Here is a 24,863-nt window from a genome sequence, read left to right as displayed (position 1 = left end):
GTTATTGACCATATTCTTCTCTATATAATTCTCCCCTGAAGGCACGTTGTATAATAGAATTTTGTTTGTTTTCCATCTCTACTAAGCTCTTATTAAAGATTTCTTTTTGTTGTTCAATCTCTCCTACCAGGATTTTAAAATGTTTTTGCTTTTCAATTGGCGGAACTGGAATATATAAATTATTTAATATTTTGAGGTTAATATTCTTTTGTGCAGACTCCGGAGCCTTCGCTTCAATAATCCTTTGAAGAAATTTAAACCAAAAATGAACATATAAATTTGACATATTTTTATTAGGAATGTACGCTACAACGCTATCAGGGAAACAGGCTTCAAAAGTTAATATACCTGTTTTAGCAATATTGGCTGCAATTGTTATACATAATGTCCCAGCTGGCCACATTTTACTCTGTTTTAAACCGAGTTCTGAATACGTTTGATGATACTCTCTAATATAAATATCTGAATTCGAAACATCTCCAGTTTGTATCAAAGGATATGGGCCACCTAAAAGTTCTGGGGCATTTCTAGGTCTATGTTTAGACATCCCTCTTTTTAGTTCACCAGTTTCAGACAACTTTTTTACATCCCAATGTTTATTATTAATAACCGGGTCTCCAAACATCTCTAAAAACAGACTTTGTATTAATTGGTCTATAGCTTTGATCTGAGCTTTGCGTTTGTTTATTAAATCTTGAGCTAATATTAAAGTATTAGCTATTTTCTGTTGAACATCTAATGGAGGAAAAGGTATTAATAAGTTATCAAAATACTTTTTTGTAATATGTTTCATAGTAGAACCATGTAGGAAATGTAAGGCTCTATCTAAAGTACTTTTAACCATAAATTTAAAGTACTGTTTATTTATCTCTTCTTTATCAAAAACCACTTTAAAAATATGCTGATTCAATAATGCATTATTTCCACTCCATTCATAAACACCTAGACTTGTGGACCAAGCAATAAGAATGTCCCCTTTTTTAACAATATACTTCTCACCAATCTCACCATTAAAATAATTGACCTTTTCGGATGTGTTAGTTAAATTTTGAATTCTTATAATTGGCAATCCTTTAGAATCCCAGTCCTTTGGTTTAAATGCATAACCATTTATATATGTTGCTATATCCCCTAACTTTTTATAAGTAATGGACATATTCTCACAACCCTTTTACTGATTCTTTAAGTTTTTTTAATCCTTGTATTATTTCTTGCTCATAAGTATCTATTTTATTGAGTATTCTTTCTGGAGTTTCATATTCAATTTCCTCATAGTCAATATCTTTATATTTATTTATAGACAAATCATAGTTATTTTCTCTAAGTTCTTCAAGTGGAACAAAGAATGATTGGTCATTGCGAGTTCGTTCTTTTTCTCTTTCCAGATTGTTAAATTTTTGGATTATGTCTGGAATGTCATTCTGCTCAATAGGACTTCGTTGATCATCTAAAGTAAAACCCTCAGCTTTCATATCATAGAACCATACATTATCAGTGCCACCTGCTCCAGTCTTTGTGAAAATTAATATCGCAGTAGAAACCCCTGCATATGGTTTAAACACTCCACTAGGCATTGAAATAATAGCTTCTAACTTATGATTCTCGATAATCTCTTTTCGAATAGTATTATAAGCCTTCTGATCTCTAAACAAAACTCCCTCTGGTACAATAACCGCCGCACGTCCACCCGGTTTTAATATACGAATAAACAAGGATAAGAATAATAATTCGGTTTTCTTCGTCATAGCAATTTTCAATAGTCCATTAGATACCGATTCATAATCCAATGATCCCTTAAATGGTGGATTCGCTAAAACTAACGTATACTGCTCTTTATCCTTATTAATCTCAGCAAGAGAATCACGATAATCAATATTTGGATTATCTACTCCATGAAGCATCATATTCATAGCTCCAATTCTAAGCATAGACCTGTCCATGTCATTACCATAAAACATTGTGTTATGATAATGCTCTTTTAACCCCTGTACGAGAAACATATCACTATGATTGTCACGTAAATATTCACTTGCAGCAACTAAGAAACCAGCTGAACCCATAGCTGGATCTATAATAATATCCTCAGGTGTTGGCTTCATTAACTCCACAATCATTTTAATAATATGTCTTGGTGTACGGAATTGACCATTCGTTCCAGAAGTTGCAATTTTAGATAAAAGATACTCATATAAATCCCCTTGTGCATCTCGATCTTCTGTTGGTGGTAGATTATCAATACCATCTACAATTTTAGCCAACATATTGGGTGTTGGAATTAAGAAAGTTGCATCTCCCATATACTTCGAATAAGCTGATTCTTCTTTACCATGTAAATTTTTTATAAATGGGAACACTTCATTTGAGACAACATCATACATCTCTTCTGCAGAACCAAGTTGTTTAAATCTATTCCAACGTAAATGCTGTTTATCTTTAGGAAAAACTCCCTCATGCTCAATTCCAAGAAACTCTACTTCTTGTTCCTTTGTTGTTTCCGTTTCATCTAATCCTTTTATAAAAAGTAAATAGGTAAATTGCTCAATAACAGTTAACGGGTTTGTAATCCCGCCTGTCCAGAACGTTTCCCATATTTTATCTACTCTATTTCTAATTTCACCTGTAATCATGTAATTTCCTCCTATTGCACTATTACGTTCATTATACAGTTATAAACTATTATTATAAATGGCCAATGTTGAATTACTAGTACTTTGCTCTTATCATAATTTCTATATATTTCATACTACAGATAAATTGTTAGTTGACTAATAATAAACCCTGAATATGAACCTCTAAATCTTTCAATATATTATATCTTTGTGATATATATTCAATTATGTCTTCCGGATGTATGAAAATATACGTATCATTTTTAGTCTTATATGAGATCTCTAAACTTTCATATTCTTCCTTATAGATAACATTGTTCTCTAACATATTATTTAATTCATCTAACTCATCATTTTCAACATCCTTAATTTCGCTATGATAAACCCTAGCTACAAATTGATCTTCCAAATTGTGTTCTCTATTAATTATTACATTATCTTTTGATTTCCCTAGCATAAGTATGTGATTAAAAGAACTACCTTTTCTAACATAAGGTGAATATTCAGCTGCTGATTGATACCCATATCTAGTGTGTCTATTTGTATTTGTAGGATGTATTGAGACTAAAGACCTCAAATATTTAATATACCGATCATCATTAGATATCTCATTACCTATATTGGGGAATATCCTCTTAGGAGTTTTCATTTTGTGAATTTCTAGATTAAAAATATTACAGAGTTCAGTTACAAATGTGTTTATTTGTTCCGCATAATTTATTAATTCCATAAATCTAAACTGACAAAAATCATCTTCTGTATCAATAATCATCTTTTCACTATTTAAATACCTTGTTAAATCAACTAATCTCGATAGTAAAGCTGAGATTTTATTCCATATAAACACACCATTTACTTCTTTATATTTAGAAAATAAATTGTGCTCTTCAACTATCATTTCATTAACTTTTTCTATTAAGTCTACATTAAGACTACATCTATAAGTTGACATTCTTTTCTCTCCTTAATAAGGCTATAAAACACCTATAGGTTCAATGCCTTTTAATAAAAACGTAGCACTTTTATTGGAAGAAATGTGTATAAACTTATTTTCGAAAACTATTCATCCAATTAAGCAATTACAGCATAATCGCTCTGGTAATATTGCCCATGCAATCTACCTTCTTTAAAACTCGTAGAACTCAATCCTTAGGAATTCTAATACCTGGATTATAAACCTTAAAAGAAGGATCTGATTTTTTACGTTCATATTTATAGATTAATGATAAAGAATCAGATTGAATAACATCGTATATACCCTTATTTGGCCCATATTTTATATATTGGTTAATATCCTTCCAAAACAATCTGTTATTCTCAATTGATAGCCTACCATCACAATAGTCATTACAAAAATTATAAAAAGGCTCATAAGTGTTTATGCATTTGAAGCTATGACCCTCTAAAGATAAAGGACAGATAAAAATTTTAAGCAATTCTTTTTTTAAACCTGCGAAGAAAACACTCTCAGTTGTTGTAAATTCCGCATGTACCGGAACATAGTTTACTAGAATAATTGAAAAAGGACTAACAACAAAAATCAGTTTTAGGCCTTTGTATATTAACGACCTTATTATATAATCACCATTTTTTGTTTTTCCATATAGTCCATAATCAAATGAGTCTAGAATTGTTGAGTCATAAAAATTTTCTTCATAAATATCCCTTAACCTTGTATTATTATCATTTGAATAAAGTAACTCTTTCACAAACGTGACGTGTTACTTATATCATTTTCCATTTTTCTTCTAACAAGATATGAATGTTGTACTTTATAATCAAGATATTCATTTATATCATCCATTTAGTCCCCTCCGTTAAAAATCAATCAACTATACAGTCAATATTATTGAGTTTTACCATTAAGTCTTATCTATCAATCTCATTGTGACGCTCTTAAGCTCAGCTGAGAGCACTTCTTTAAAGCGCGTCTCCTCTGATTCTCGATAATAGAATTGGTCCGTTTCTGCACCATAGGATGAATCAACTTTCTTATCAAAAGCAACCGTAATCCAATCCCCATTAATATGGACCACTTCTCCACCTCCATACTCTTCATGTATTACTTGATCACCAATTTTAAGCATTAATAACACTCTCCTTCATATTTTCATCTAAAATTCCGAATTAGATTAATAAATACTTTTAGCAAAAGCTAAATCTACTAATAAAATACTTTTACAAAATTAGACAATTGGGATATTACTTCCTTTATTTTTTGCTAATTGTCTATACAAGGGATGAATCTTACAGATTTATCACCGGTATATCACTAGTTAATCAAACTCTCTTAGACACATCTAAATTATTGTTCAACATTTAAAACAGGATAACAGAAAATATTTTAAGTTTATCATGATGCAATTACTTGTTCTAAAGAAAAGAGGCTATTCCCTTTATGAAGGGAATAGCCTCTCATGTCAGATTACGAATTTCTACAAATCATGATAAGCATCTTGGTACTAATCGTATCTGAGTCGCTGTAGTTTTCATTATTATACAATAAGTTAAGATATATACCAATTTCTACCGTTAAAAATTATTGCCTAGAGTTATTTAGATGACTGTTATGTTTCATCAAGGCAGTTTTCCAAAGCAGGTGCATAAAATAAGATTCTCAATTACTCCACTTCAGCTAAACAGTTAAGGTCCTCTAAGTCAAAATGATAAATAACATCATTAATGCGGCGATCTTTTGTTCCTTTTCCTTTAGTTACATGAACCTCTTTAATTACAGAATGGAAAAACATCTTCCTTTCTTCATCAGAAAGTGTCTGGTAAAAATCTTCAAAGTTTTTAATTGAGTATTCTATGATATCCATAAGATTATCATTTTGCTTTAACTCTATTTGCTTATTAATGTTAGCAAGTTTCGATTTCTTCTTATATATTGCTTCCTGTTTAGAAGCTATAGATGAATTCATCATCTCAACATCCAAATTTAAATCTGGGTTAGCGGAATCATCCATTGCTTTAAACATCTCATTCTTTAACTTTTCTATCTGTTTTTCTTGATTGCTAGCTTCCGACTCTAGTGGGTTTAATTCGTAGCCCAATATCGACTGAGTAACAGAATAAATAGCCTTTGGAGATACTTTTTTCTTAAGTTGATTTAAGAAATCCTGAAGTACATATTCCTCAACATACTCCTTTTTAACTAGATTTGATAAACACACACTACTACCACTGTTCTTGTTTTTACTGCATTGGTAATATTTGTACATTGGATTACTGTTTCCTTGAACCATCGGCCCCCCGCATTGGGGACACTTAAGTAATTCACTAAGTGGATAGGATCCAGGATGTATTTTTTCTGGAATGTAACTTCTAATTTTCATTACTTCTTCCTTTTTATACCACAATAATTCCCCAATGATTGGTTTGTGTTGTCCTTTTCTTATCTTACCCTGCCATTTAGTATTCCCTATATAAACCTGATTCTCTAAAATCGTTCTAACAGCATTAACTGTCCATTCTTTATCCCGTTTAGTTTTAATTCCTTGCGTATTTAGGCTAGAAGCAATCCTTTTATAACTCCAGTTTTCTAGCATACTTTTTAAAAATGTATTTGACTAATTTTACCTCTTCGGGAATTAATACTAGTTCCTTATTACTGCTTTCATAACCAGTTACTTCCCCACCCAAAAAGCGGCCCTCTTTTGCCTTTTTTCCATTCCAGCGTTAGTTCTAAATGAATAAAACTCTCTTTCAATTTCAGCAAATAATGCCATAACATGAACAAAAATATCAGACTTTGGATCCTCTGTACTCGCATTGTTGATAAAATCGAACTCGATTTCGATTTATCTGAAGTAAATGTATCAAAGACTTTTACGCTAATCCACACTCTTTACCGTGAATCAAATGGGCTTGATGAAAATATCATTCCAAATAACGAATCGAATGATAAAATACCACCATATCTCCAACCTTTTTTGCCTCTATTTATGGTAAGGTTCCCCTCTAATAATCCGAAACCCCCGATAAACCTGCTCCAACAAAATCAACCGCATTACCTGATGGGGAAATGTCATCTTCGAAAAGGATAACGCCAAATCACTCCGCTTCTGCACTTCTTCGCTAATACCAAGTGATCCACCAATTACAAAAGCGACTTTGCTTTTCCCATATGTCGCTAACTCGTCCATTTTCTTAGCCAGCTGTTCAGAGCTCAACATTTTTCCGTTGATCTCCAAGGTAATAACAAATGTATCCTGGTTAATGTTAGAAAGAATTCGTTCGCCTTCTTTTTTCTTTACTTCCAGCATTTCTGCATCACTCATATTTTCTGGAGCTTTTTCATCCGCAACCTCAATAATATTTACCTTCGCATAAGCACTTAACCGCTTCAAATACTCTTGAATTCCTTGTTTCAAATATTTTTCCTTTAATTTTCCTACAGATATAATAGTTAGATTCATATGTAACGTCCTTTTTATATTTTGTCACACTTAGTTTACCAAATTACTCCTTCTTTGCAATGATTATCCACAACGCAATCTACATAAACGATAATAATTTCCTTATATATGGAATATATTTACCTTGATGACTAACAAAGGGGATGATGTCAATTGGCAGATTTATTAGCGAGTGCTTCATTTGAACATCAGTTTTGGTTGCAGGTATTAGGAGACCACTCTCGATTTATTCGAGATTCACTTTATCCTTCTGAAGAAAATGATGTGAGCGTAGCAAAGGATTTTGTGGAGCATTTCGATATGTTATTAGAACAATCAAAGTCGTTATCAAATAATAATGTCATTGCTTTTACCAAACGAGCGGAGGCTGCTACGGAACATTTAAAGAAATTCAAATTCTCGATTATTAAGCGACAGCTAAACGGGGATATAGGTATTCATTTATCACCAACTTTTATTAATCATATGGTCAATGAATTAGAGGAATATCAACTTGTAATCAGTTACTTAAAAGAAGGGAAGGCGCCACCAATATTCCATGAACTTCATCACCACTTAATTTGGTTGGCAGATGCTGCTGGGCATGCGGGAGCAATAAATGATGAATTAGATAAGGTGGAACAACGATTAAAGAAAAAAAGTCATGAGTTCGCGAAGCACTTTGATGCATTTTATTTGAAAGCAGTGGAACTGACCGGATATTTACGTGCGAATATAACCTCTTTTCCTGCCCTACAGCGTTTTAATGATGACGTAGATGTAGAAATGAAATTATTTCAGACATTCCTCCATGAAGTCGAGGAAATGGAACTCTCTAACACGGTTTTAAGTACATTTTCCACATTGATGGCCGATCATATGTATCGAGAAGAATGCTATTACTTGATGAAGCTGGCGGAATCCACGAATACATCTCCACCTGACTGTGACCCTACGAAACCTAGAACAATTGAATAATCTAATGATAAGAGATAATCTCCGCTTTCGAGATTATCTCATTTTTTTAGTAAAATAGTCCCACAAAAATTCTGTTTTGGCTCCCATTAGGTAAATAAAACCCTTTATTTAGAAATGATTTGCCGACTTTTATTGACATCCTTCGACTTTGTACCGATAAGTTATATAGTGGAAAATATATCTAACACACTTTTAGGAGATGATATTGTGGCCAAGGAAACGGAGAAAAAAGGAATTGGTTGGTTTAAAAATGTCCGTTCCAATCAAACATCTATCGAACAAGACAATATAGAAGAACAGACAACTGCAACTGAATTTGTTGAGGAAGAAGTAATGAACACGAAAGAAGGATCGGATGAAACGACTTCCAATAGACATAATGACTTATTTTCAAAAGAGAACCAAGATAAAGTATCTTTGGATCTGATCGTTTCTCTAGAAAACATGCTCAAAGATCGACAATTAATGCAATACAAAAACAATGGACTGGAAGAACAGTTACATACAGCCAATGAGAACATTAGTCGCTTTAAGCAGGAACTAGTGAAAAAGGATCAACTTTTACAAGAAAAGAATAATGAAATCCATGCATTGGAAAATAATTTAACACACAAGCAAATGAACTATGATCAATTACTGGAAGATTATAATGAATATCAGAACACATCCAACATCGAATACGAAAAAATATCAACCCAGTTAGAAACAGAAACTAGTAAATACAAAAAGCTTCAAGAAGAATCTAAGAATGCACAGTATCAGAGTATGTTACAGATCAATGAACTGGAAGAAAGAGTCCGCAATTTAGAAATAGAGAACCAAAAATATGCAGACCAAAATCAAAAAGTTCTTGATGAAAAAGCAGAATTAATGCAAACCATTAATGACTTTACAGAACGCATGTCGTTTTCTTTTACAAAGTCAACCAATCCGAGTACATCAGAATCTGAATAATATATAGGGTAAAATTTACTGACATCTTGAGAGGGGGTAAACATGTCAATCTATCGTGGAAAGCTTATTGAACTAATAGCTGTTGAAAATAACGTAGACAAATCTATTTTACATATTAAATTATTGTTAGATCAAGACCACGTTGAAATGTTTTGGGAAGTTGATGCAATTACAGCTGAAAGTGTACAAATGGTTACGAATTTTACAAAGGATGTAAAATACAGGGTATCCTTTCAATGTTCATGGGACCCACTGCAAAAACACCATACAAGTCTATTAACTCGCACATACAGAGATACAAGCGAGCGTGTTACGTTTACTTGTTCAGAGGATTTCATAGATCAATTAAATCATATTAAAGCTATTCAAGAAGTGAATGATGTGGACAACCTATCGTTTTTGTCTACGAGTCTATTAGATAAACCACCAGAACAGTATGATAGAATGAAGTCAGATGCCGACTTACCGAAGAAGGAAAACCTCAGATTCACTTGGGTGACCGCTATTGCAATCACCATGATATCTGCACTGCTTTTTGGTTATTCAAGTCATGCATACTGGGAAAAGACAGAAGCAAACAACGATGAACTCGCCCAACACATGTTAGTAGATGAAATAGAAGTTACACCAATAGAAGAACCAGATCGAGAGGATACTAGTGTAGTAGATGAGGATGTATCTCTTCAGCCTGAAATTCCTTTTATAGAACTTCATGAGGAAACGACATATAGTCTTCCAGAGGGCTATGTTGCACTTACTTTCGATGATGGCCCATCACAATTTTCCATTGAGATCATGAATATCTTACAGGAATACAATGTTGGCGGTACATTTTTCCTTATTGGTAGTAACGTGAAAAAACACCCGGACTATGTTGAACAAATTCATGCAAATGGATACGCCATTGGTAGTCATTCCATGCATCATGTGAATGTTTCAACACTTTCATATGAGAACCAGGAAAATGAACTCTTGCTTTCAAGCGAGCTGATACAAAATATCACCCAAGAAAACGTTACTATGTTCAGACCACCTTATGGATCTAAAAATGAACATACCGAAAATGTAGTACATCGTAATTCCCATAAAATGGTGCTTTGGAATAACGATCCCAAGGATTGGGAATCCAATGACCCCAAGAAAATAATTGATAGTGTTCGTAACTCCGAAGTATCTGGGGACATCATCCTATTACATGAATCTCAAGCAGTTATTCATGCTTTACCACAAATAATAGAATACTTACAGGGGCTAGACCTACAAATTGTAAACTTACAATCATAAAGCGTCTTGTTAAGAAAGGAGGATTTGCAACAAATTGAGGAGGAAGAAACACAAGTTAGGTGTGCTAACCTTTACCATTTTATCAAATGATGCCAATAAGGTTGTTACTCGGTTTCAAATACCAAGAATTGCTGTTTTTATTATGTGTATAATGGCTATTATTCCTATTGTATTTCTCGCATATTTCATGGTGACGAGTATGGATCAACAACAAGAAAATGAGCGGCTAGCGACAGCGTTAAATCAAAAAACGTCTAAAGCAGAGGATTTACAAATTAGAGTCGATCAAATGGAAGAAAAAACAACAGAAGTAGAACAAAAAATGGCAGAGTTAAACGAATTAGAATCTCAGCTGCAAGAATACATAACAGATTTACCCATAAATGAAGAACCAAGTGGGGGGATTGATGTTCCAGTTTCCAAAGCAGACATAAAAGATGGTCAGGATGAGCTTATTCTTACTTATTCACAATCATCCGAACTAATTGGCAGATATAAAGATACACTTGCTAAAATGGATGAAGTCAATGAAGAGTTGAAATATATTCCAACCATTTGGCCAACAATCCCCGATAAAATTACTTCCGACTTCGGCCTGCGTAGTGATCCCATTAATCGAACAGATTCACTACACACCGGTATTGATATTAGAGGGAATTTTGGAACACCAGTTTATGCCACTGCAGGTGGTACCGTAATAAAGGCCGAATATTATGGAGGATACGGTAACACGATTATGATCCGTCATTCCAATGCCTATCAAACGATTTATGGTCACCTCTCAGAAATAAAGGTGGAACAAGGGGATAAAGTAAAAAAAGGAGAATTAATTGGCTCAATAGGAAGTACTGGCAGAAGTACTGGACCACACCTTCACTATGAGATTGTGAAACACGGGGAGCCAGTTGACCCCAATACTTACTTAAATATTAGTGATATAAGTAAATAGTCCATTTTGGAAAGGATTTTGTATTTATGTTAAAAGGAAATAAGAATGAAAAAATTATTGAAACAATTATTGGTACGGAAACGGTCATAGAAGGAAAGATTAAGCTCCCAACAAGCTTACGAATTGACGGAAAGGTCCATGGCGAAGTGGATTGTAGTGGTGATGTCTTCATTGGTAAAGATGGCTATGTTGAACCAGTCGTTAAAGCAAAGAACATTGTAATCGCTGGTGAAGTTAAAGGAGATGTCATTACTACCGAGAAGATTCATGTCCAGCCAAGCGGAAAATTAACAGGTAGTGCCACATCTAAAGGCATCATAATTGAAGATGGTGGTGTATTTAACGGAAATAGTACGATTGAAGAAGTAGAATCAAAGAGCAAGCAGAAGAAAAATAAAACCGAAGAGCCTAAGAAAGAAGTTGTGAATGGCTAGTTTTATACTTAAAGAGCTTTGTTAAACGAGATGAAAATACGTTTAGTGCAGCTCTTTTATTTATTACCTATTAAAAATCCTGTTTTTCTTTTTTTCGCACCTAAAATTAATCCAAATTTGTCTGAAAGTCATATTCCTTTAAAGGAACAACTTATTGTTTACTCGACAGTTCCTTAATCGATCTTTCAATTCAGATGTTCTACTATTAAAACACCCCTTTAGACCATATCCAAAGGGGCAAAACGATACATCTCCTTTATAAACGGTACGACTTTAATTTAAACTTACACCTATACCTAAAAGCGAAGGCACTCTCGTCATGATTATGTATTCTTTGTTTCGATTTTATTATAAATCACCGGAGTTTTGAATTGCCATTTTTTCCATATTGTATCATCTGTCACTAGTTCAGTCATAAAATGACCTACATTAATTCTGCTTGTTTTACCAGCATTGAATATTGGGCTTCTTACCGGAGATTCGCAAACTTCATATGGGCTTTCTTCATCATTGTTGACTAATGTATCGGGTCGTACTACAACCCATTCTACCTTTTCTTCCTCTTTACCAATTTCGGTAATCAAATAATTTGCAGCCTTGACATTATCACGATGAGGAGGAAGTAAAAGCTTTAGTAATGAAAGAATGACTTTTTCTCCCATAGAATTTTTCTCTCTGGATAAAGTGTTCGTATAACCTGTTGTACTCATAAGTATGAGTTTCACCCTTTTGTCAGCCCTTTTTTTGGCTGTCTCACTGATTCGTTTTATTGCATCAAATACCAAATAACGAGGTTTACCAAACAACCCTTTGGGCGTAACATTGTGACCAAGACAGGAGATAATGACATGACAATCACGTAGAAGGTTATTCATCTCAGAATCATTTAATTCATTGATATTCCCCTTCATGATTTCAACTAATGGATTTTCTTGTATGTCTTTGGAAAGAACTGCACTTTTTCTGATGAGAATCCGAGTATTGATTTGTCTTTTGATTAATTGCCTAACGACTTGTTTACCGGTAGCACCGCTTGCTCCAAGAACTAATACTCTCATATTTTATCTCCGTTTTCATTACATGTTATTTCTATAGGATTGAACCCTCTGACTATTAGATATATTGCTAAAAGCAGTTCGCATAAGGCTACTGGCGCATTTAAGATGAAGTAGACTGGATTCATTAGTGCTATGATATTCAACATCAATAGAAACGTAGACACGAGACTAAGTGTGTAACCAATAATACCCCATATCGATAACCACATTGGAACAAGTCTAATTTTATATAAGCAAAAATAAAGTATTAAGCCGCCAATACTCCATGGCAATATCATTCCTATGTGATTCAGAATATCTCTGCCTTGTCTAAGCAATTCCGCTATGATTTCAAAATACAATGAATTGGCTTGGCTAGCAGCTACAAAACTTTGACTCAACCCTAATAAAAGAAGAAGAGAGCCAATACCGACAAAAAGAAATCCAGCTCCAATAATCCTGAAAGCGAAGTATCCCACCGCGAGACTTTTGTTGTATTTTTTAACTATAGGATAAAACAACACCGTTATCAGTACATATACTATGGCCATTGCAGCTTGAAAAAATATTGCAACTAAAACTTGCATTTCGATCTCTGCTAATTTTCCAAGATAATTTGGATGTTCTAACGTAGGAACAGAACTAAGTACTCCAAATACAAAACTGAATATTAACAGTAGCCCTAGAAAGATCGCTATTCTTCTGTTTGATTTGATGATTATTCACTCCTTTTTCAAAAAACAATATATGGCCAAACTATGTATTTTCAAGGTTCCTTTCCATATTGATGTATGATTTCAACTGTGTTCACATAGACTGCCTAACTATCACTGAAAACCCAGCATTATAACAATCTAAAAGCCGATAGCAAGGCATCTTTTCCTGAGTCCGGCATTACACTTAACCTTCAGCGAATACCCGATGGTCAATTTAGGTGGATGCGGGCATTCGCTGTTGTGTGAAGTTTTTTGTATTCCTTATAGTACAGATTTATAGCCATTCATTATTCGTTTAAAAATATAGATGGTGGGTTGATTATACGCTGTGCTTATCAGTCAGGAGCTCATCCAGCGCCGCTTGATTGAATCCCTTGATGAGCAGCCAGAGTGCCATTGTCATCTCCTGCACGGCCAATGGTATATACAACATATCCAAGTGAAGGTTGAGCCCAAATAACATGAATAAGTCGACAGCCACATAAATAACCGCTCCGATCAAGCCCCAGATGGACAACCATCGAGGGATAAGTTTGGTGAGATAAAAAAGTATGTATAGCAACATTGCACCGATGATAAAAACAATAGTCAAAACGGGTGTAATGATGTCTTTGGTATGAAGCAGGACATTGCCAACAGCATGTAAAGAAGCCAAATCTGCCCCAACGGCAGTGAATTCTTTGCTGAGCACGCCTAACAATAACCAACTGACTACTACTAAGATATATGTGCTTCCCTCAAGTGGTCCTCGGAAAACTACCATCCCTAGTGCCAGTGCTTCATTCTTTTTTTTGAAGAGCGGGTACAAGAATACAGGCATCGCCGCCAGCGAAAGCCCCATCACGAGAATAAAAAATGCGCCAAGGTTAAGCTGAGAAGTATTGGAGGCGATTCGGGTTAAAAAATCCTCTCCAACAAGCAGATCCCTGGTAACAACAAGGCTTAAAATCCCCGATATCGTTCCGATGATGTAGAGTGCACCTACAATCACTGCAGTCAATCTGTAAGGCTTCATTTAATTGTTCTCCTTTCTCCTTTGTTTTTTATGTTGTTTCAGCATATCAGTAGCGCTCGTGTACGAAATCTCGCCTATATAATGGTTACGTCATAATGACTAGTCTATAGAATAAAAATAGAAAATTGTCTTTTTATGGAAAGTAGCGAGTGTAGACCAGCCACTTTCAGTTGGTTGTAGGCTGACAATATTGATCAAGTTGTTAATAATTTCTGTATCTTCATATTATATTCGCGTATCATTAATAAATTCCCTCTAGTCCCTTCAATTCTTCCATACTTATCTTATCTACAATTATTTCAAAACACCTCCTGAACATCCACCATGTTAAGACGTTTTGCTGATTTAATAATTTCGCATATTCATAGCTACTCTAAATTTAGGTAAAAGGGGATATTCAACTTTATTAGTTATTTATAGATTTTATTAATATAGATAGATATCATTGATAATGATAGGAGGGGAAATAGTGGATAAATTAACTCGTATTGTAAGTTTAATAATTTTTGTGTTTTTATTAAATGTATTATTTGGAGCAAAAGAAGTCCCTGATTGGATGATTATGATTGCTTCCTTATCTGCTTTTATTTTATATTTTCTCTCACTTTATTACGAGAAAAGAAATAAAAAAGAGACAAGTTAGTTATGGTCACTGGAATCCTATGATTTCAGTGAAACTAATGGTTAATTATGAAATAAATCCGACTCTAATTCATTTTTTGAAACTTAGTAGTGGTGAGTATCTTACTTCAGGAAGTGTTTGTGAGCTCCTTGTTAATCGTAAAAGGTATGGAGGACATAAACAATATTGGGTATACACAACCATAGAAACATCACGGTGAATATTATTATGCTACAGCATTAGGTAAAGATATATAATGGCGTAATGGCAAGAGCTAGAAGGTGATAAATTGCAAGTTAAAAAGAATAAAAAAGATCGACTTTTTCGGCCCTCAATAAATATTCAATAAATAATATAGAGTAAATTCGCTGTACCTATACCAATAAATAATAAAATTACTGAAACAATGGTTTGTTTCCGGTCCTTCAGATATTTCCAATCTATGTAGGATTGGAAACCAAACAATACTGTTATAAAAATCACCCAAAACCACTTCATAGCTTCACTTTCAGCACCATAATTCATATTGATTAACAGAAAAGATATGATTGCTATGATACCAATTATAATTCTGGCGAATAAGTTAATCTTCTTTACGTTTTCGGGAAACTCTTTTTTCGTAGTACCAACAATTAAATTACTCAAAATGTAATTCGATATAATCATTGCCAATAATATCAAGACAAATGGCATTGTTAATTCACCTGCTTTCTTCAAAATATATTATTGGACAACTATGACCTTCAAAAGTGAATTTTCCCTACTAACCTCAAAAACAGCATATTTATACTGCATTAAATAATGAAAAAAATAAATAACATTACAATTAACTCCATTAAAATCCCTCTTTCAAGTACTTCGAAAAATACAACAACAAAACCTCCAATCTTATATAAAATATATATCCATTACATTATAAAAAATCCTGGACATCCATCTTCATAAATAAATTCTCCAAAAACTTTGAGTCGAACTTATTGTACCATGAATTAGGTAATTCAATATCATGCAGCAAAGTAATAAACTCCTCCACTAAATTTCCGTCAAACTCACGCCAAGAGCACCTTCTTAATTCCTTGTATGCATCTTGATAAGTCATTTTGGTAATTTGATAATTTCGCATGTCATACGTCATCGCATCAAAAGAATCACATACCCGGATTATTCTCCCTTGTATCGATATTTCTTCACCAACTAATCCTCTTGGGTAGCCTGTACCATCCCAATTTTCATGATGATCACGAACAAATCTAGCAGCACGAGTTTTTCCAAGCTCTTTTCTAAGTATAATATTTCCTAAATGGGAGTGACTTTCGACGACAGTTCTTTCCAAGGTTGTAAGTTTACCAGGTTTTAATAAAATATCCTTTGATAATCCCATCTTTCCGATATCATGCAATAATGCAGCAATCTTTAAATCTTCATCATAGCAATCTACTTTTTTCGCTAACATGGTTGAAAGATACATAACCCGAAACGAGTGATGCTTAAATTGTTTTAGAACCTCATTATCTTGAGCAATTGCTTCGAATAATGACACAGGAGTTCTTTTATTAATCATCGAATCTCTCCCATTTGTTTAAAAATTTTAAACTTTTGTATAAGGTACCATTATTTTATATTATTCACAATAGAATCGCCTAGTTATCTATTAGGTAAGTAATTCCTTTATATATTCTATAATCGAAAAATGATAATAAAAGGAGGCATTAAACTTAAAAATTTTCTTCCACTTTTCCCTTTAAAAATATGGTATCATATTATCTAAATAATTCGAAACTTAACTGGAGGTTTTCCCCATGTTTGTTTATGACATTGATGAAGAGATTTCATTAAGGTCCTTAGTCGGGCAGGACGCAATTGCATTATTTCAACTAACTGATCGGTCTCGTCATTATTTACGGGAATGGTTGCCATGGGTAGACGATACGGTAAACATAAATGACTCCCGAGAATTCATTGCTAACTCGCATCAATTGTATGAGAAAAGAATCGGGCTAAATGCCGGTATTTTTTACAAAGGAATGCTAGTTGGTGTTGCTGGCTTCAATAGCTTCGATTGGCGAAACCAGATCGGATTTATTGGATATTGGCTTGGCGTGGATTTTCAAGGAAATGGGATTATGACTCGAGTGGTTAGCGCTTTAACTGATTTTGCATTTCAACACCTACAGCTAAATCGTGTTGATATTCGAGCTGCTTATGAAAACAAAAAAAGTAGGGCAATACCAGAACGTTTAGGGTTTCGAATGGAAGGGCACATTCGACAGGCAGAATGGTTGTATAACCATTTTGTAGACCATGTCATCTATGGGATGCTAGCGAGCGAATGGAATAGAGAAAGGGACTAGATATATGAAATTTTATATTGCATCAGGGCTATCGAACAAGGAATTAGTGAGATATGTAAGTGAAAAGTTAATCGAGAAAGGATATATTCACACATATGATTGGACGCAGAATAACCGTGCAACAGATGAAGAAACATTGCGAGAGATCGGAGAACTAGAGAAAAAAGCTGTTGCTGAAAGTGATATGCTAATTGTTCTTTTGCCTGGTGGGAAAGGGACACATACCGAGCTTGGTTTAGCTTTAGCATTGAATAAGCCTGTGTACCTTTATTCCTCGGAAGAATTAGATATAAGTACAACGACAACCTTTTATTTTGTAGAAGGAGTAGATCGTTTTCACGGTGAAGTGGATGATTTCATACAGCATATCATCATTTCATCAATTAAGCGCAAGGGGGAAACGATATGACATCCATCTGTTTGATTAGACATGGAGAAACAAATTGGAATGCAGCTGGTAGAATACAAGGAAAAACAGACATACCATTGAACGAGAAGGGGATCGAACAAGCGGAGAATTGTGGTGCATCGTTGCATCCATCTGACTATGATGTATTAATATCAAGTCCGTTAAAACGAGCAAAAAACACTGCGGAAATTATAAACAAATACCTCAACCTACCAATTTTAGAGATTAAAGAATTTCAAGAACGCTCGTTTGGTGATGCAGAAGGCTTAACAATAGAAGAAAGAAAATTAAGGTTTCCTGACGGCCAATATCCAAACCAAGAAGAGAGAGAAGCATTTTCACAGCGAGTAATGGGTGCAATAGAAGAAGTTAAAAGACGATTTCCCGACAAACGTGTATTAGTCGTAGCGCATGGTGCTGTCATTAATCAAATTTTATCCATATTATCTAACGGGGAAATTGGATCTGGAAAAACAAAGCTCATGAATACTTGTATAAGCAATATCCATTTCCACGAAGAACAGTGGTGTATTAAAAACTATAATCAAATTGATCACTTAGCCAAAATCGTTTAGGAAGAAAAAGCAATGAATACGAATATAGTAGAAGAAAAGATTTTAACTGATTTACTCGAAGCATGTAAGCAAGCATTTCATTTTCGTATATTGGATATAACACCGGTTAAACGTGGATGGTTGAATTTAAAATGGATCATTACCACTGACTCTGGTAAGTTTCTACTGAAGCAGTACAATCAAGATCGATTGAAAAAATATAATGAGGAAGAACTCTCCAATGTGTTTGCACAGCAAAACCGATTGCATCAGGAAGGTTTTCCCTGTCCCAAAGTCTACTCTTATAATGATCAGTTGTTTCTGAAATCAGAACAAGGTGAACGATTTATCTTAATGGATTTTTGTGAAGGATCTTTAGTTATGCCCGGAAAAATTTCCTTGGAGCAAATGTATCATTTAGGTACCGTAACGGGAAGGATGCATAGATTATTAAATGACGGTACTCTAAAGAAAAAGTCTAGCCCAGAATTTATCGTACCATCTACAGAAGATCGGCTTTCGTATTGGAAGAAGCTAAGTGATGTTGCAAGAGAAAACTATAACACTTCTTTGCTGTATGAAATTAAGAAGCAATATGAAGCTACTCAATTTATTGATCTACAAGACCTTGATTTACATACAACAGGCTGGGCACACCGTGATTTTTGGGTTGATAATCTTTTATTTACAAACGACCACGTCTCAGCCGTTTTGGATTTTGATCGGATGAAATATGATTACCCGCAATTGGACGTTGCACGAGTGATCATGTCTGGTGCTTTACATAATCACGAGCTCGACACCTCCCTTGCATTTTCCTTTTTAGAGGGGTATCGCACACAGCAAAATGTTTCAGATATGTATCTGACCAATGCATTACTGTTGTTATGGTATATGGAAAGCACCTGGTGGATTCATCCGAAAATAGAATTTAAGAGTGGCCCACCGAAACGGTTTGTAGATGAAATGAAGTGGCTTGCAGAAAACGTCAGCCGTTTACAGGATTTGCTCAATGGCAAATGAGAGAAAGAGGGAGTAGCTCTTTCTTTTTTTATTACTTCGCACAAATAATTTTCAATTTCCCGGGAAATATCGACAATAATTAGGGGAATCTTGTCGAATAGATTTGAATATGACGACAATGAGCTATGTAGGTCCTTAAATATAAGCTATGTGAAATAATTACTTTCAAAATTTAAGGGGAGCCATACATTCTATGGTTCCCCTTAAATCAAAAAGCCCCTTATGGTTTACTATATATGATTTGATCCAAATGATTATATGCAATATAAGTAACTTCATCTAATTCTTTATCAAGGGTTGTATAATATATTCTTGTTCCGTTTTGGGTGATAGTTCTATATAGTGTTCTTTCCTTTGTTTCTTCATCTAATTTAAAAGTCATATTATCAATGTTTTTATCAACAATAATTCCCATAAAATAATGTAATTTCTTATTGCTTTTGATCTTTATACTTCCTTCAGTACCACTAAAACCTTCTACATCTTCACTAACTGATAAAAGTCCTGAATCATCAACTATCTTCCAACCAAATATTCCTTTATAGGCACTTGCTAATCTAATTTCTCCTTTTTCTTCCTCCATAAAAAGCAGAGCAGAATCATTTTCTAAGCCGACTGTTAAAAATGCATTTTTCCATCCTTGTTTCTGAACTGCTTTTTCGATAGAAACAGGAAATATGCCTGCCGAGTTTATAACTACTAGTAAAGTAAAAAATACAATTATAAGCAGCTTATTCTTTTGCATATTATCCTCCTATACTCTCAACTATACTGTTGCCTTTACTTGAATTTCAAAACACCCACGAAAAACTATTATCTTATTAAAATACCGAGAGCTTAGTTGAATAACTATAATGACTTTCTATCTCGCGAATTCTGATAATACAAGTTTATCATAGGTGGTATTTTTAGAGAAACAGACAACTAGCGTTACACAATTTGATTTCACACTCAGTTTTCATACTTCACTTTAAGTTAGTTTTTAAAATTCTGTAAAAATACCGACAAATCGTTTGATTTTATCGAACGTTTGTTCTATAATGGTTGTGTGGTACTTAGTAATGAAAGGGGAGTAATATCAATGAACGTATTTTTTCAATATAATTGGCAGGTACGAGATGAATGGTTTGACTGGTGTCAGCAACTATCTGATGCAGAGCTAGTAAAGCAGCGAACAGGGGGAATGGGAAACATCCTACATACTCTTCTTCATATTATTGATGTAGAGCATAGTTGGATACAAGCAATACAAGGTAAAGATGATAAAGAGCTGAACTTTAACGATTTCACTTCTTTACATCAAGTAAAATCACTTTCAGATTCAAAGCGTAATGAGGTGGAAGCATTTTTAAAGCACGATAACTTGCCAGACGACCATCCTGTAACACCATCATGGATTGCGAACACATTTAGGAAAGATGAAGTACTAAAACATATCATCGCACATGAAATACATCATGTTGGACAACTTTCTATTTGGGCAAGAGAATTAGATCTCAAGCCAATATCCGCAAATTTAATCGGTCGGGGATTGTATCAATAATTTTAAAAAGCTCTGTTACCTAAATAGCAACAGAGCTTTCCGATCACATTTTTTGAGTTCCTCTTAAATATGCTTTTACTTTGTGATGAACGGGCGGGTTATTTTGATATAAGGTACATTATTAAATTAGAATTTTATATAAGGAAAGTTGTACATAATAATTAGTGATTAAAAGTTATTTACTTCATGTTTCCCAAATTCAAAAAAGGTATTTGTAATTAATTGTAGAATTATAATAATAGAATTAACTAAAATAAATTCGGAAAGTTAAAAGTTCAAGTAAAATAGTGCCTTTGATACTTTTTTATTACTAAATTTTCCATTCTTTATGCTTTAAGTGAAGAATAGAAAATCAAAAACAGAAGAATATTCATTAAAAAATGTAAGATATACTAATTGATTAGAAATTAAGAAATTACCATTTAATAAATAATAAAGATCTTGTTAAGACAATTAATATTTTTATAGAAAAGAGTGTGACACTTGAATAGTAAAACATTAATAAGCGTTATTGTATTTCTTTTGTTTGCTTTAATAAGCATAATTGTGTTGGATGATGATAAGAACATTGATACTCCTGCTTCAAAAGAGGTTGAAAAAGAAAACGATAAATTAAAAAACAAAATTGAAAACTTAGTAAGTGTTGAAAAAGAGAATGAAGAAATAAAACAACAAATTTTAGAATTAAAGAATAAAAATGAAGAACTTCAGGATGCACTCACAGACACAAATATTTATACAGCATTATTAAATGATGCAAAAGTAGATGGAGCATTATTAAAGTTAAACACAACATACGTAAATAAAAATATTTGTGGGAATTGTCTACATGGTTATGAATTGGTGAAAATTGATGGAGAAATGTCGTCTAGAACTATCACCGACAAAGTTCCTATTTATTTGCTTGATGAGTCAAATACACTTACAGAAATTGAATGGGAATACTTAGTAAACCTCAAACGAATTCCTCTGATTAAATTGTTTGAAGTAGGTAATGAGATTTTATTTATAAGAGAAGAATATCACCCTTTACGACTTGAAGGTAAGGATATACAAGATCAACTAATTCGAAGTTTAGTAAATTAGTTTAGATTAAATAAACAAATTTCTATATTTTCATTTAACCTATACAAGTATTTAGGAGTGAAAGTATGTGATCTAATTATCACATGACAATTATTAAAGAACCACACCTTAATGGCATGGACTATCCGTCTTATTTAATTTAAGAAGCTCATTATCTTCGATCGTATTCATCTAACATCAATATATTCACCTATTAACTCATTTGATAACCTATAGGCATCTTTTTTACTTTTTGCAGGTGCAACAATTACAATGGGGTCTTCTGTAGACATTCCCTTTATAATGCCAACTTCACTGAAGTCATCTTTAGTAAAAATAGTGCCATATCCATAAGTATAGGGTGCTTTGCTATCAAAGTCAGCGTATACTAAACTCCCAATCCCTTTGTTATTAAAGTTAATAACAACATGTCTCTTATCCTTCGGTATGGGAATTTCGATTCCTTCTATTTCAAATTTGCCTTTAAACTCTTTTTCTCCTGTTAAGTTTTTCTTTATTTCCCCATCAATATGAATAGATACCTCTCTTATATCTTCTGTATCTTCCATTTGAAATGAAAAACCTTGTAATACATTTGAATAATGTCTTGGTAATGTAATCCAGTAAAAATAAACTATGATATGGCTATAAGAATTATTATTGAAACTAATAGCTTTTTCTTCATATAGTACACTTCCTATTATTCAATAGTTACTATCTCAAATACAGCTAAAATACGTACTTCAAAAATTTTAGGTGTTAAAGATAGTATTGGAATCAATCATATTATACACTAGTTGACCCTCCAAGACTTGTTATACAGATAAGATTTACTTGTGTTTAAAAGAAAAGCGCTCAAACCATTGAGTATATGGTTTAAGCGCTGCTCTGTTATTTATCTATATAATTTACCGCATTTGCACACTATGCAAGTGAGCAAATAATCCATCACGCTTAATTAAATCCTCATGACTTCCTTCTTCTTCAATACCATTCTTTGTCACGACCATGATCCGATCTGCATTTTTAATTGTTGCAAGTCGATGAGCGATAACAATAGTTGTACGATCCTTCGAAAGTTCTGTTAATGCTTGTTGAATAATCGTCTCTGTTTCCGTATCAAGAGCCGATGTAGCTTCATCCAAAATAAGTACCGGTGGATTTTTTAAGAACATCCGCGCAATGGCGATCCGTTGTTTTTGGCCACCAGATAACTTCAAGCCACGTTCACCAACTTGTGTATCGTAGCCTTGAGGCAATTCATTAATAAATTCCTCTAGATGTGCCCGACGAGCAGCCTCTCTAATTTCTTGTTCGGTTGCATCTAGCTTTCCGTAAGCTATATTCTCACGAAGCGTTCCAGTGAATAGAAAAACATCCTGCTGCACAATACCGATATTCTCACGTAATGATTTCTTGGTCATATCACGGATATCCATTCCATCGATGGTAATCTCTCCACTATCCACATCATAGAAGCGTGGAATTAGTGCAGATATTGTTGTCTTTCCGGCACCGGACGGCCCGACTAAAGCAACCGTTTCACCAGCATTGATATTAAAGCTCATTGCTTTCAAAATTGGCCCTTGAGTTTTCTCATAGCCAAATGTAACCTTATGAAAGGAAATAAAGCCCTTCAAATTTTTAACATGCTTAGCACCTTTTCGGTCTCTAATATCTGGCTCCACATCTAAAATCTCTGTAAATCGCTTGAATCCTGCCATACCCTTTGGATATAACTCAAGTAGTGCACTTATTTTCTGGATTGGGCTTGTTAGTACATTTGTAAATAATACAAAGGCTACTAATTCCCCCATCTCCATACGATCATTAAAAACGAACCATGATCCTACGACTAAAACAATAAGAACCATCAGCCGCATCATCATGTATATATTGGAGTGAATGAAGGCCATGACACGATACGCGCCGACCTTCGCTTTACGGAAATTGTAATTATCTTTCGTAAAACGCTTCATCTCATAATCTTCATTTGTAAATGATTGTACAACTCGAACTCCCGACACAGCGTCTTCTACACGTCCATTTACTTCGGCAATTTCTTCGTACATCGATTTCCATGCCTTGTTCATTTTAATATTACTATACGTAATTAACCAAATTAAGATTGGAACAATGATTAAAATGGTTACCGACAAATGAAAATTGATATTAAACATTAAGAAAAATGCTCCAACAAATGTCATAATCGCAATAAAAAAGTCTTCCGGACCGTGGTGAGCCAATTCACCGATATCAAATAAGTCATTCGTGATCCGACTCATAACATGACCCGTTTTCGTGTTATCAAAAAAACGGAAGGACTGTTTCTGCACATGACCAAATAGATCTTGACGCATATCTGTTTCTATATTTACACCCAATTTATGTCCCCAGTACGTTACAATATATTGTAAAGATGTACTTAATAAATATATGAACAGTAATAACACACTTACTGATATAATTATATTCCAGTCATTGCTGGGAATTAAATTATCAATAAATTTCTGAACAGCTATTGGGAACGCTAATTCTAAAATAGCTACAAATACTGCACAAGTAAAATCAATAATAAATAGCCGCTTATGTGGCTTGTAATAGGAAAAAAATCGTTTCAACATGACGTGCACTTCCTTTATGTATCAAATAACTAAGTACCTTCTATACTATACATCTTTGCAAAGTATAAAGAAAATTATAAGTTTATTTAAAAGGCTTGGCAAGTAAGAAAAGCGCAAGCGCCCGTTTAGAGACGTACGGACTGGACTGAGCCGTAGGAGATAAAGGAAACACGGTGACCAGAGGAAGCCGATGTTGACTTATCGTACGAAGGCGAGGGAAGTCTCGCTAGTCTCTGGGCGCTGGAGCTGGACATGGCTGTTCCTGCAATTGATCAGAAATAAGCCATATTTTATAC

General features: G+C 33.9%; 28 protein-coding genes. 12 read left to right on the top strand and 16 right to left on the bottom strand.

The annotated features are described in order from the left end of the window. Position 1: 1 nt before the first annotated feature. The 8 genes from ACFSTA_RS18615 to rlmH form a co-directional block, all read right to left on the bottom strand. Positions 2-1,156, bottom strand: a complete 1,155-nt coding sequence (locus ACFSTA_RS18615) for a restriction endonuclease subunit S (protein WP_377558340.1) — start codon at positions 1,154-1,156, stop codon at positions 2-4. Positions 1,157-1,160: 4 nt separating this feature from the next. Then, a complete protein-coding gene (locus tag ACFSTA_RS18610; protein ID WP_377558339.1) occupies positions 1,161-2,627 on the bottom strand; it encodes a type I restriction-modification system subunit M in 1,467 nt (488 codons plus the stop codon). A 130-nt stretch (positions 2,628-2,757) separates the two neighbouring features. Further along, a complete protein-coding gene (locus tag ACFSTA_RS18605) occupies positions 2,758-3,561 on the bottom strand; it encodes a hypothetical protein (RefSeq protein WP_377558338.1) in 804 nt (267 codons plus the stop codon). A gap of 190 nt (positions 3,562-3,751) precedes the next feature. Next, on the bottom strand, positions 3,752-4,318 hold the full coding sequence (locus ACFSTA_RS18600; RefSeq protein WP_377558337.1) for a hypothetical protein: 567 nt from the start codon (positions 4,316-4,318) through the stop codon (positions 3,752-3,754). Between the two features lie 153 nt (positions 4,319-4,471). Next, positions 4,472-4,696, bottom strand: coding sequence for a hypothetical protein (locus ACFSTA_RS18595; protein ID WP_377558336.1), 225 nt, complete (start codon positions 4,694-4,696; stop codon positions 4,472-4,474). A gap of 534 nt (positions 4,697-5,230) precedes the next feature. Continuing rightward, positions 5,231-6,160, bottom strand: a complete 930-nt coding sequence (locus ACFSTA_RS18590; RefSeq protein WP_377558335.1) for a recombinase family protein — start codon at positions 6,158-6,160, stop codon at positions 5,231-5,233. A 78-nt stretch (positions 6,161-6,238) separates the two neighbouring features. Further along, complete coding sequence (locus tag ACFSTA_RS18585; RefSeq protein WP_377558352.1) at positions 6,239-6,355, bottom strand: hypothetical protein; 117 nt, start codon at positions 6,353-6,355, stop codon at positions 6,239-6,241. Between the two features lie 195 nt (positions 6,356-6,550). Continuing rightward, a complete protein-coding gene (gene rlmH / locus ACFSTA_RS18580) occupies positions 6,551-7,030 on the bottom strand; it encodes a 23S rRNA (pseudouridine(1915)-N(3))-methyltransferase RlmH (RefSeq protein ID WP_377558334.1) in 480 nt (159 codons plus the stop codon). 153 nt (positions 7,031-7,183) lie between these two features. On the opposite strand from rlmH, the gene ACFSTA_RS18575 reads away from it, so the two are divergent. The 5 genes from ACFSTA_RS18575 to ACFSTA_RS18555 all read left to right on the top strand — a co-directional run bounded on the left by ACFSTA_RS18575 (position 7,184) and on the right by ACFSTA_RS18555 (position 11,608). Then, positions 7,184-7,987 carry a DUF2935 domain-containing protein gene (locus ACFSTA_RS18575; RefSeq protein WP_377558333.1) on the top strand — a complete coding sequence of 268 codons (804 nt, stop codon included), beginning with the start codon at positions 7,184-7,186 and terminating at the stop codon, positions 7,985-7,987. Positions 7,988-8,194: 207 nt separating this feature from the next. Continuing rightward, the gene (locus ACFSTA_RS18570) at positions 8,195-8,941 is read left to right on the top strand and encodes a hypothetical protein (protein ID WP_377558332.1); all 747 of its coding nucleotides are present in this window, start codon (positions 8,195-8,197) and stop codon (positions 8,939-8,941) included. A gap of 42 nt (positions 8,942-8,983) precedes the next feature. Next, positions 8,984-10,225: a polysaccharide deacetylase family protein gene (locus ACFSTA_RS18565; RefSeq protein ID WP_377558331.1), complete on the top strand. Its 1,242-nt coding sequence runs from the start codon at positions 8,984-8,986 to the stop codon at positions 10,223-10,225. A gap of 34 nt (positions 10,226-10,259) precedes the next feature. After that, entirely contained in the window at positions 10,260-11,174 is a 915-nt protein-coding gene (locus ACFSTA_RS18560) for a peptidoglycan DD-metalloendopeptidase family protein (RefSeq protein WP_377558330.1), read from the top strand. Positions 11,175-11,200: 26 nt separating this feature from the next. Further along, entirely contained in the window at positions 11,201-11,608 is a 408-nt protein-coding gene (locus ACFSTA_RS18555; protein WP_377558329.1) for a bactofilin family protein, read from the top strand. Between the two features lie 323 nt (positions 11,609-11,931). Here the strand turns inward: ACFSTA_RS18555 and ACFSTA_RS18550 are convergent, their stop codons facing one another. The 3 genes from ACFSTA_RS18550 to ACFSTA_RS18540 all read right to left on the bottom strand — a co-directional run bounded on the left by ACFSTA_RS18550 (position 11,932) and on the right by ACFSTA_RS18540 (position 14,376). Beyond that, the gene (locus ACFSTA_RS18550; RefSeq protein ID WP_377558328.1) at positions 11,932-12,666 is read right to left on the bottom strand and encodes an NAD(P)H-binding protein; all 735 of its coding nucleotides are present in this window, start codon (positions 12,664-12,666) and stop codon (positions 11,932-11,934) included. Next, positions 12,663-13,322: a DUF4386 domain-containing protein gene (locus ACFSTA_RS18545; protein WP_377558351.1), complete on the bottom strand. Its 660-nt coding sequence runs from the start codon at positions 13,320-13,322 to the stop codon at positions 12,663-12,665. Before ACFSTA_RS18545 ends, ACFSTA_RS18550 begins: the two co-directional genes overlap by 4 nt. Before the next feature lie 358 nt (positions 13,323-13,680). Next, on the bottom strand, positions 13,681-14,376 hold the full coding sequence (locus ACFSTA_RS18540; protein ID WP_377558327.1) for a DUF4386 domain-containing protein: 696 nt from the start codon (positions 14,374-14,376) through the stop codon (positions 13,681-13,683). Positions 14,377-14,845: 469 nt separating this feature from the next. Here ACFSTA_RS18540 and ACFSTA_RS18535 point away from each other — a divergent pair, with 469 nt between their 5' ends. Further along, entirely contained in the window at positions 14,846-15,019 is a 174-nt protein-coding gene (locus ACFSTA_RS18535) for a hypothetical protein (RefSeq protein WP_377558326.1), read from the top strand. A 321-nt stretch (positions 15,020-15,340) separates the two neighbouring features. Here ACFSTA_RS18535 and ACFSTA_RS18530 read toward each other — a convergent pair whose 3' ends face one another. Further along, a complete protein-coding gene (locus tag ACFSTA_RS18530; RefSeq protein ID WP_377558325.1) occupies positions 15,341-15,691 on the bottom strand; it encodes a DUF4181 domain-containing protein in 351 nt (116 codons plus the stop codon). A gap of 220 nt (positions 15,692-15,911) precedes the next feature. Then, the gene (locus ACFSTA_RS18525) at positions 15,912-16,559 is read right to left on the bottom strand and encodes an HD-GYP domain-containing protein (RefSeq protein ID WP_377558324.1); all 648 of its coding nucleotides are present in this window, start codon (positions 16,557-16,559) and stop codon (positions 15,912-15,914) included. Between the two features lie 238 nt (positions 16,560-16,797). Here ACFSTA_RS18525 and ACFSTA_RS18520 point away from each other — a divergent pair, with 238 nt between their 5' ends. The 4 genes from ACFSTA_RS18520 to ACFSTA_RS18505 are packed head-to-tail and all read left to right on the top strand — an operon-like array spanning position 16,798 to position 19,335. After that, the gene (locus tag ACFSTA_RS18520) at positions 16,798-17,349 is read left to right on the top strand and encodes a GNAT family N-acetyltransferase (RefSeq protein WP_377558323.1); all 552 of its coding nucleotides are present in this window, start codon (positions 16,798-16,800) and stop codon (positions 17,347-17,349) included. A 4-nt stretch (positions 17,350-17,353) separates the two neighbouring features. Next, on the top strand, positions 17,354-17,758 hold the full coding sequence (locus ACFSTA_RS18515) for a nucleoside 2-deoxyribosyltransferase (protein WP_377558322.1): 405 nt from the start codon (positions 17,354-17,356) through the stop codon (positions 17,756-17,758). Further along, positions 17,755-18,333 (top strand): histidine phosphatase family protein, encoded by a 579-nt coding sequence (locus tag ACFSTA_RS18510; RefSeq protein WP_377558321.1) that lies wholly within the window; start codon positions 17,755-17,757, stop codon positions 18,331-18,333. Before ACFSTA_RS18515 ends, ACFSTA_RS18510 begins: the two co-directional genes overlap by 4 nt. A gap of 12 nt (positions 18,334-18,345) precedes the next feature. After that, the gene (locus ACFSTA_RS18505) at positions 18,346-19,335 is read left to right on the top strand and encodes a phosphotransferase (protein ID WP_377558320.1); all 990 of its coding nucleotides are present in this window, start codon (positions 18,346-18,348) and stop codon (positions 19,333-19,335) included. Between the two features lie 220 nt (positions 19,336-19,555). Here ACFSTA_RS18505 and ACFSTA_RS18500 read toward each other — a convergent pair whose 3' ends face one another. Then, the gene (locus ACFSTA_RS18500; protein WP_377558319.1) at positions 19,556-20,080 is read right to left on the bottom strand and encodes a hypothetical protein; all 525 of its coding nucleotides are present in this window, start codon (positions 20,078-20,080) and stop codon (positions 19,556-19,558) included. A 336-nt stretch (positions 20,081-20,416) separates the two neighbouring features. On the opposite strand from ACFSTA_RS18500, the gene ACFSTA_RS18495 reads away from it, so the two are divergent. Continuing rightward, entirely contained in the window at positions 20,417-20,878 is a 462-nt protein-coding gene (locus tag ACFSTA_RS18495; protein WP_377558318.1) for a DinB family protein, read from the top strand. A 483-nt stretch (positions 20,879-21,361) separates the two neighbouring features. Beyond that, positions 21,362-21,964, top strand: coding sequence for a hypothetical protein (locus tag ACFSTA_RS18490; protein ID WP_377558317.1), 603 nt, complete (start codon positions 21,362-21,364; stop codon positions 21,962-21,964). Between the two features lie 167 nt (positions 21,965-22,131). Here ACFSTA_RS18490 and ACFSTA_RS18485 read toward each other — a convergent pair whose 3' ends face one another. Next, positions 22,132-22,512, bottom strand: a complete 381-nt coding sequence (locus tag ACFSTA_RS18485) for a hypothetical protein (RefSeq protein WP_377558316.1) — start codon at positions 22,510-22,512, stop codon at positions 22,132-22,134. A 339-nt stretch (positions 22,513-22,851) separates the two neighbouring features. After that, a complete protein-coding gene (locus ACFSTA_RS18480; protein WP_377558315.1) occupies positions 22,852-24,567 on the bottom strand; it encodes an ABC transporter ATP-binding protein in 1,716 nt (571 codons plus the stop codon). Positions 24,568-24,863: the final 296 nt, after the last annotated feature.

The sequence above is a fragment of the Ornithinibacillus salinisoli genome, assembly GCF_042684965.1.
GTDB lineage: Bacteria > Bacillota > Bacilli > Bacillales > Amphibacillaceae > Ornithinibacillus > Ornithinibacillus salinisoli.
Note: the sequence above shows the minus strand (reverse complement) of the source record. Positions and strands in the feature narration are given on the sequence as shown.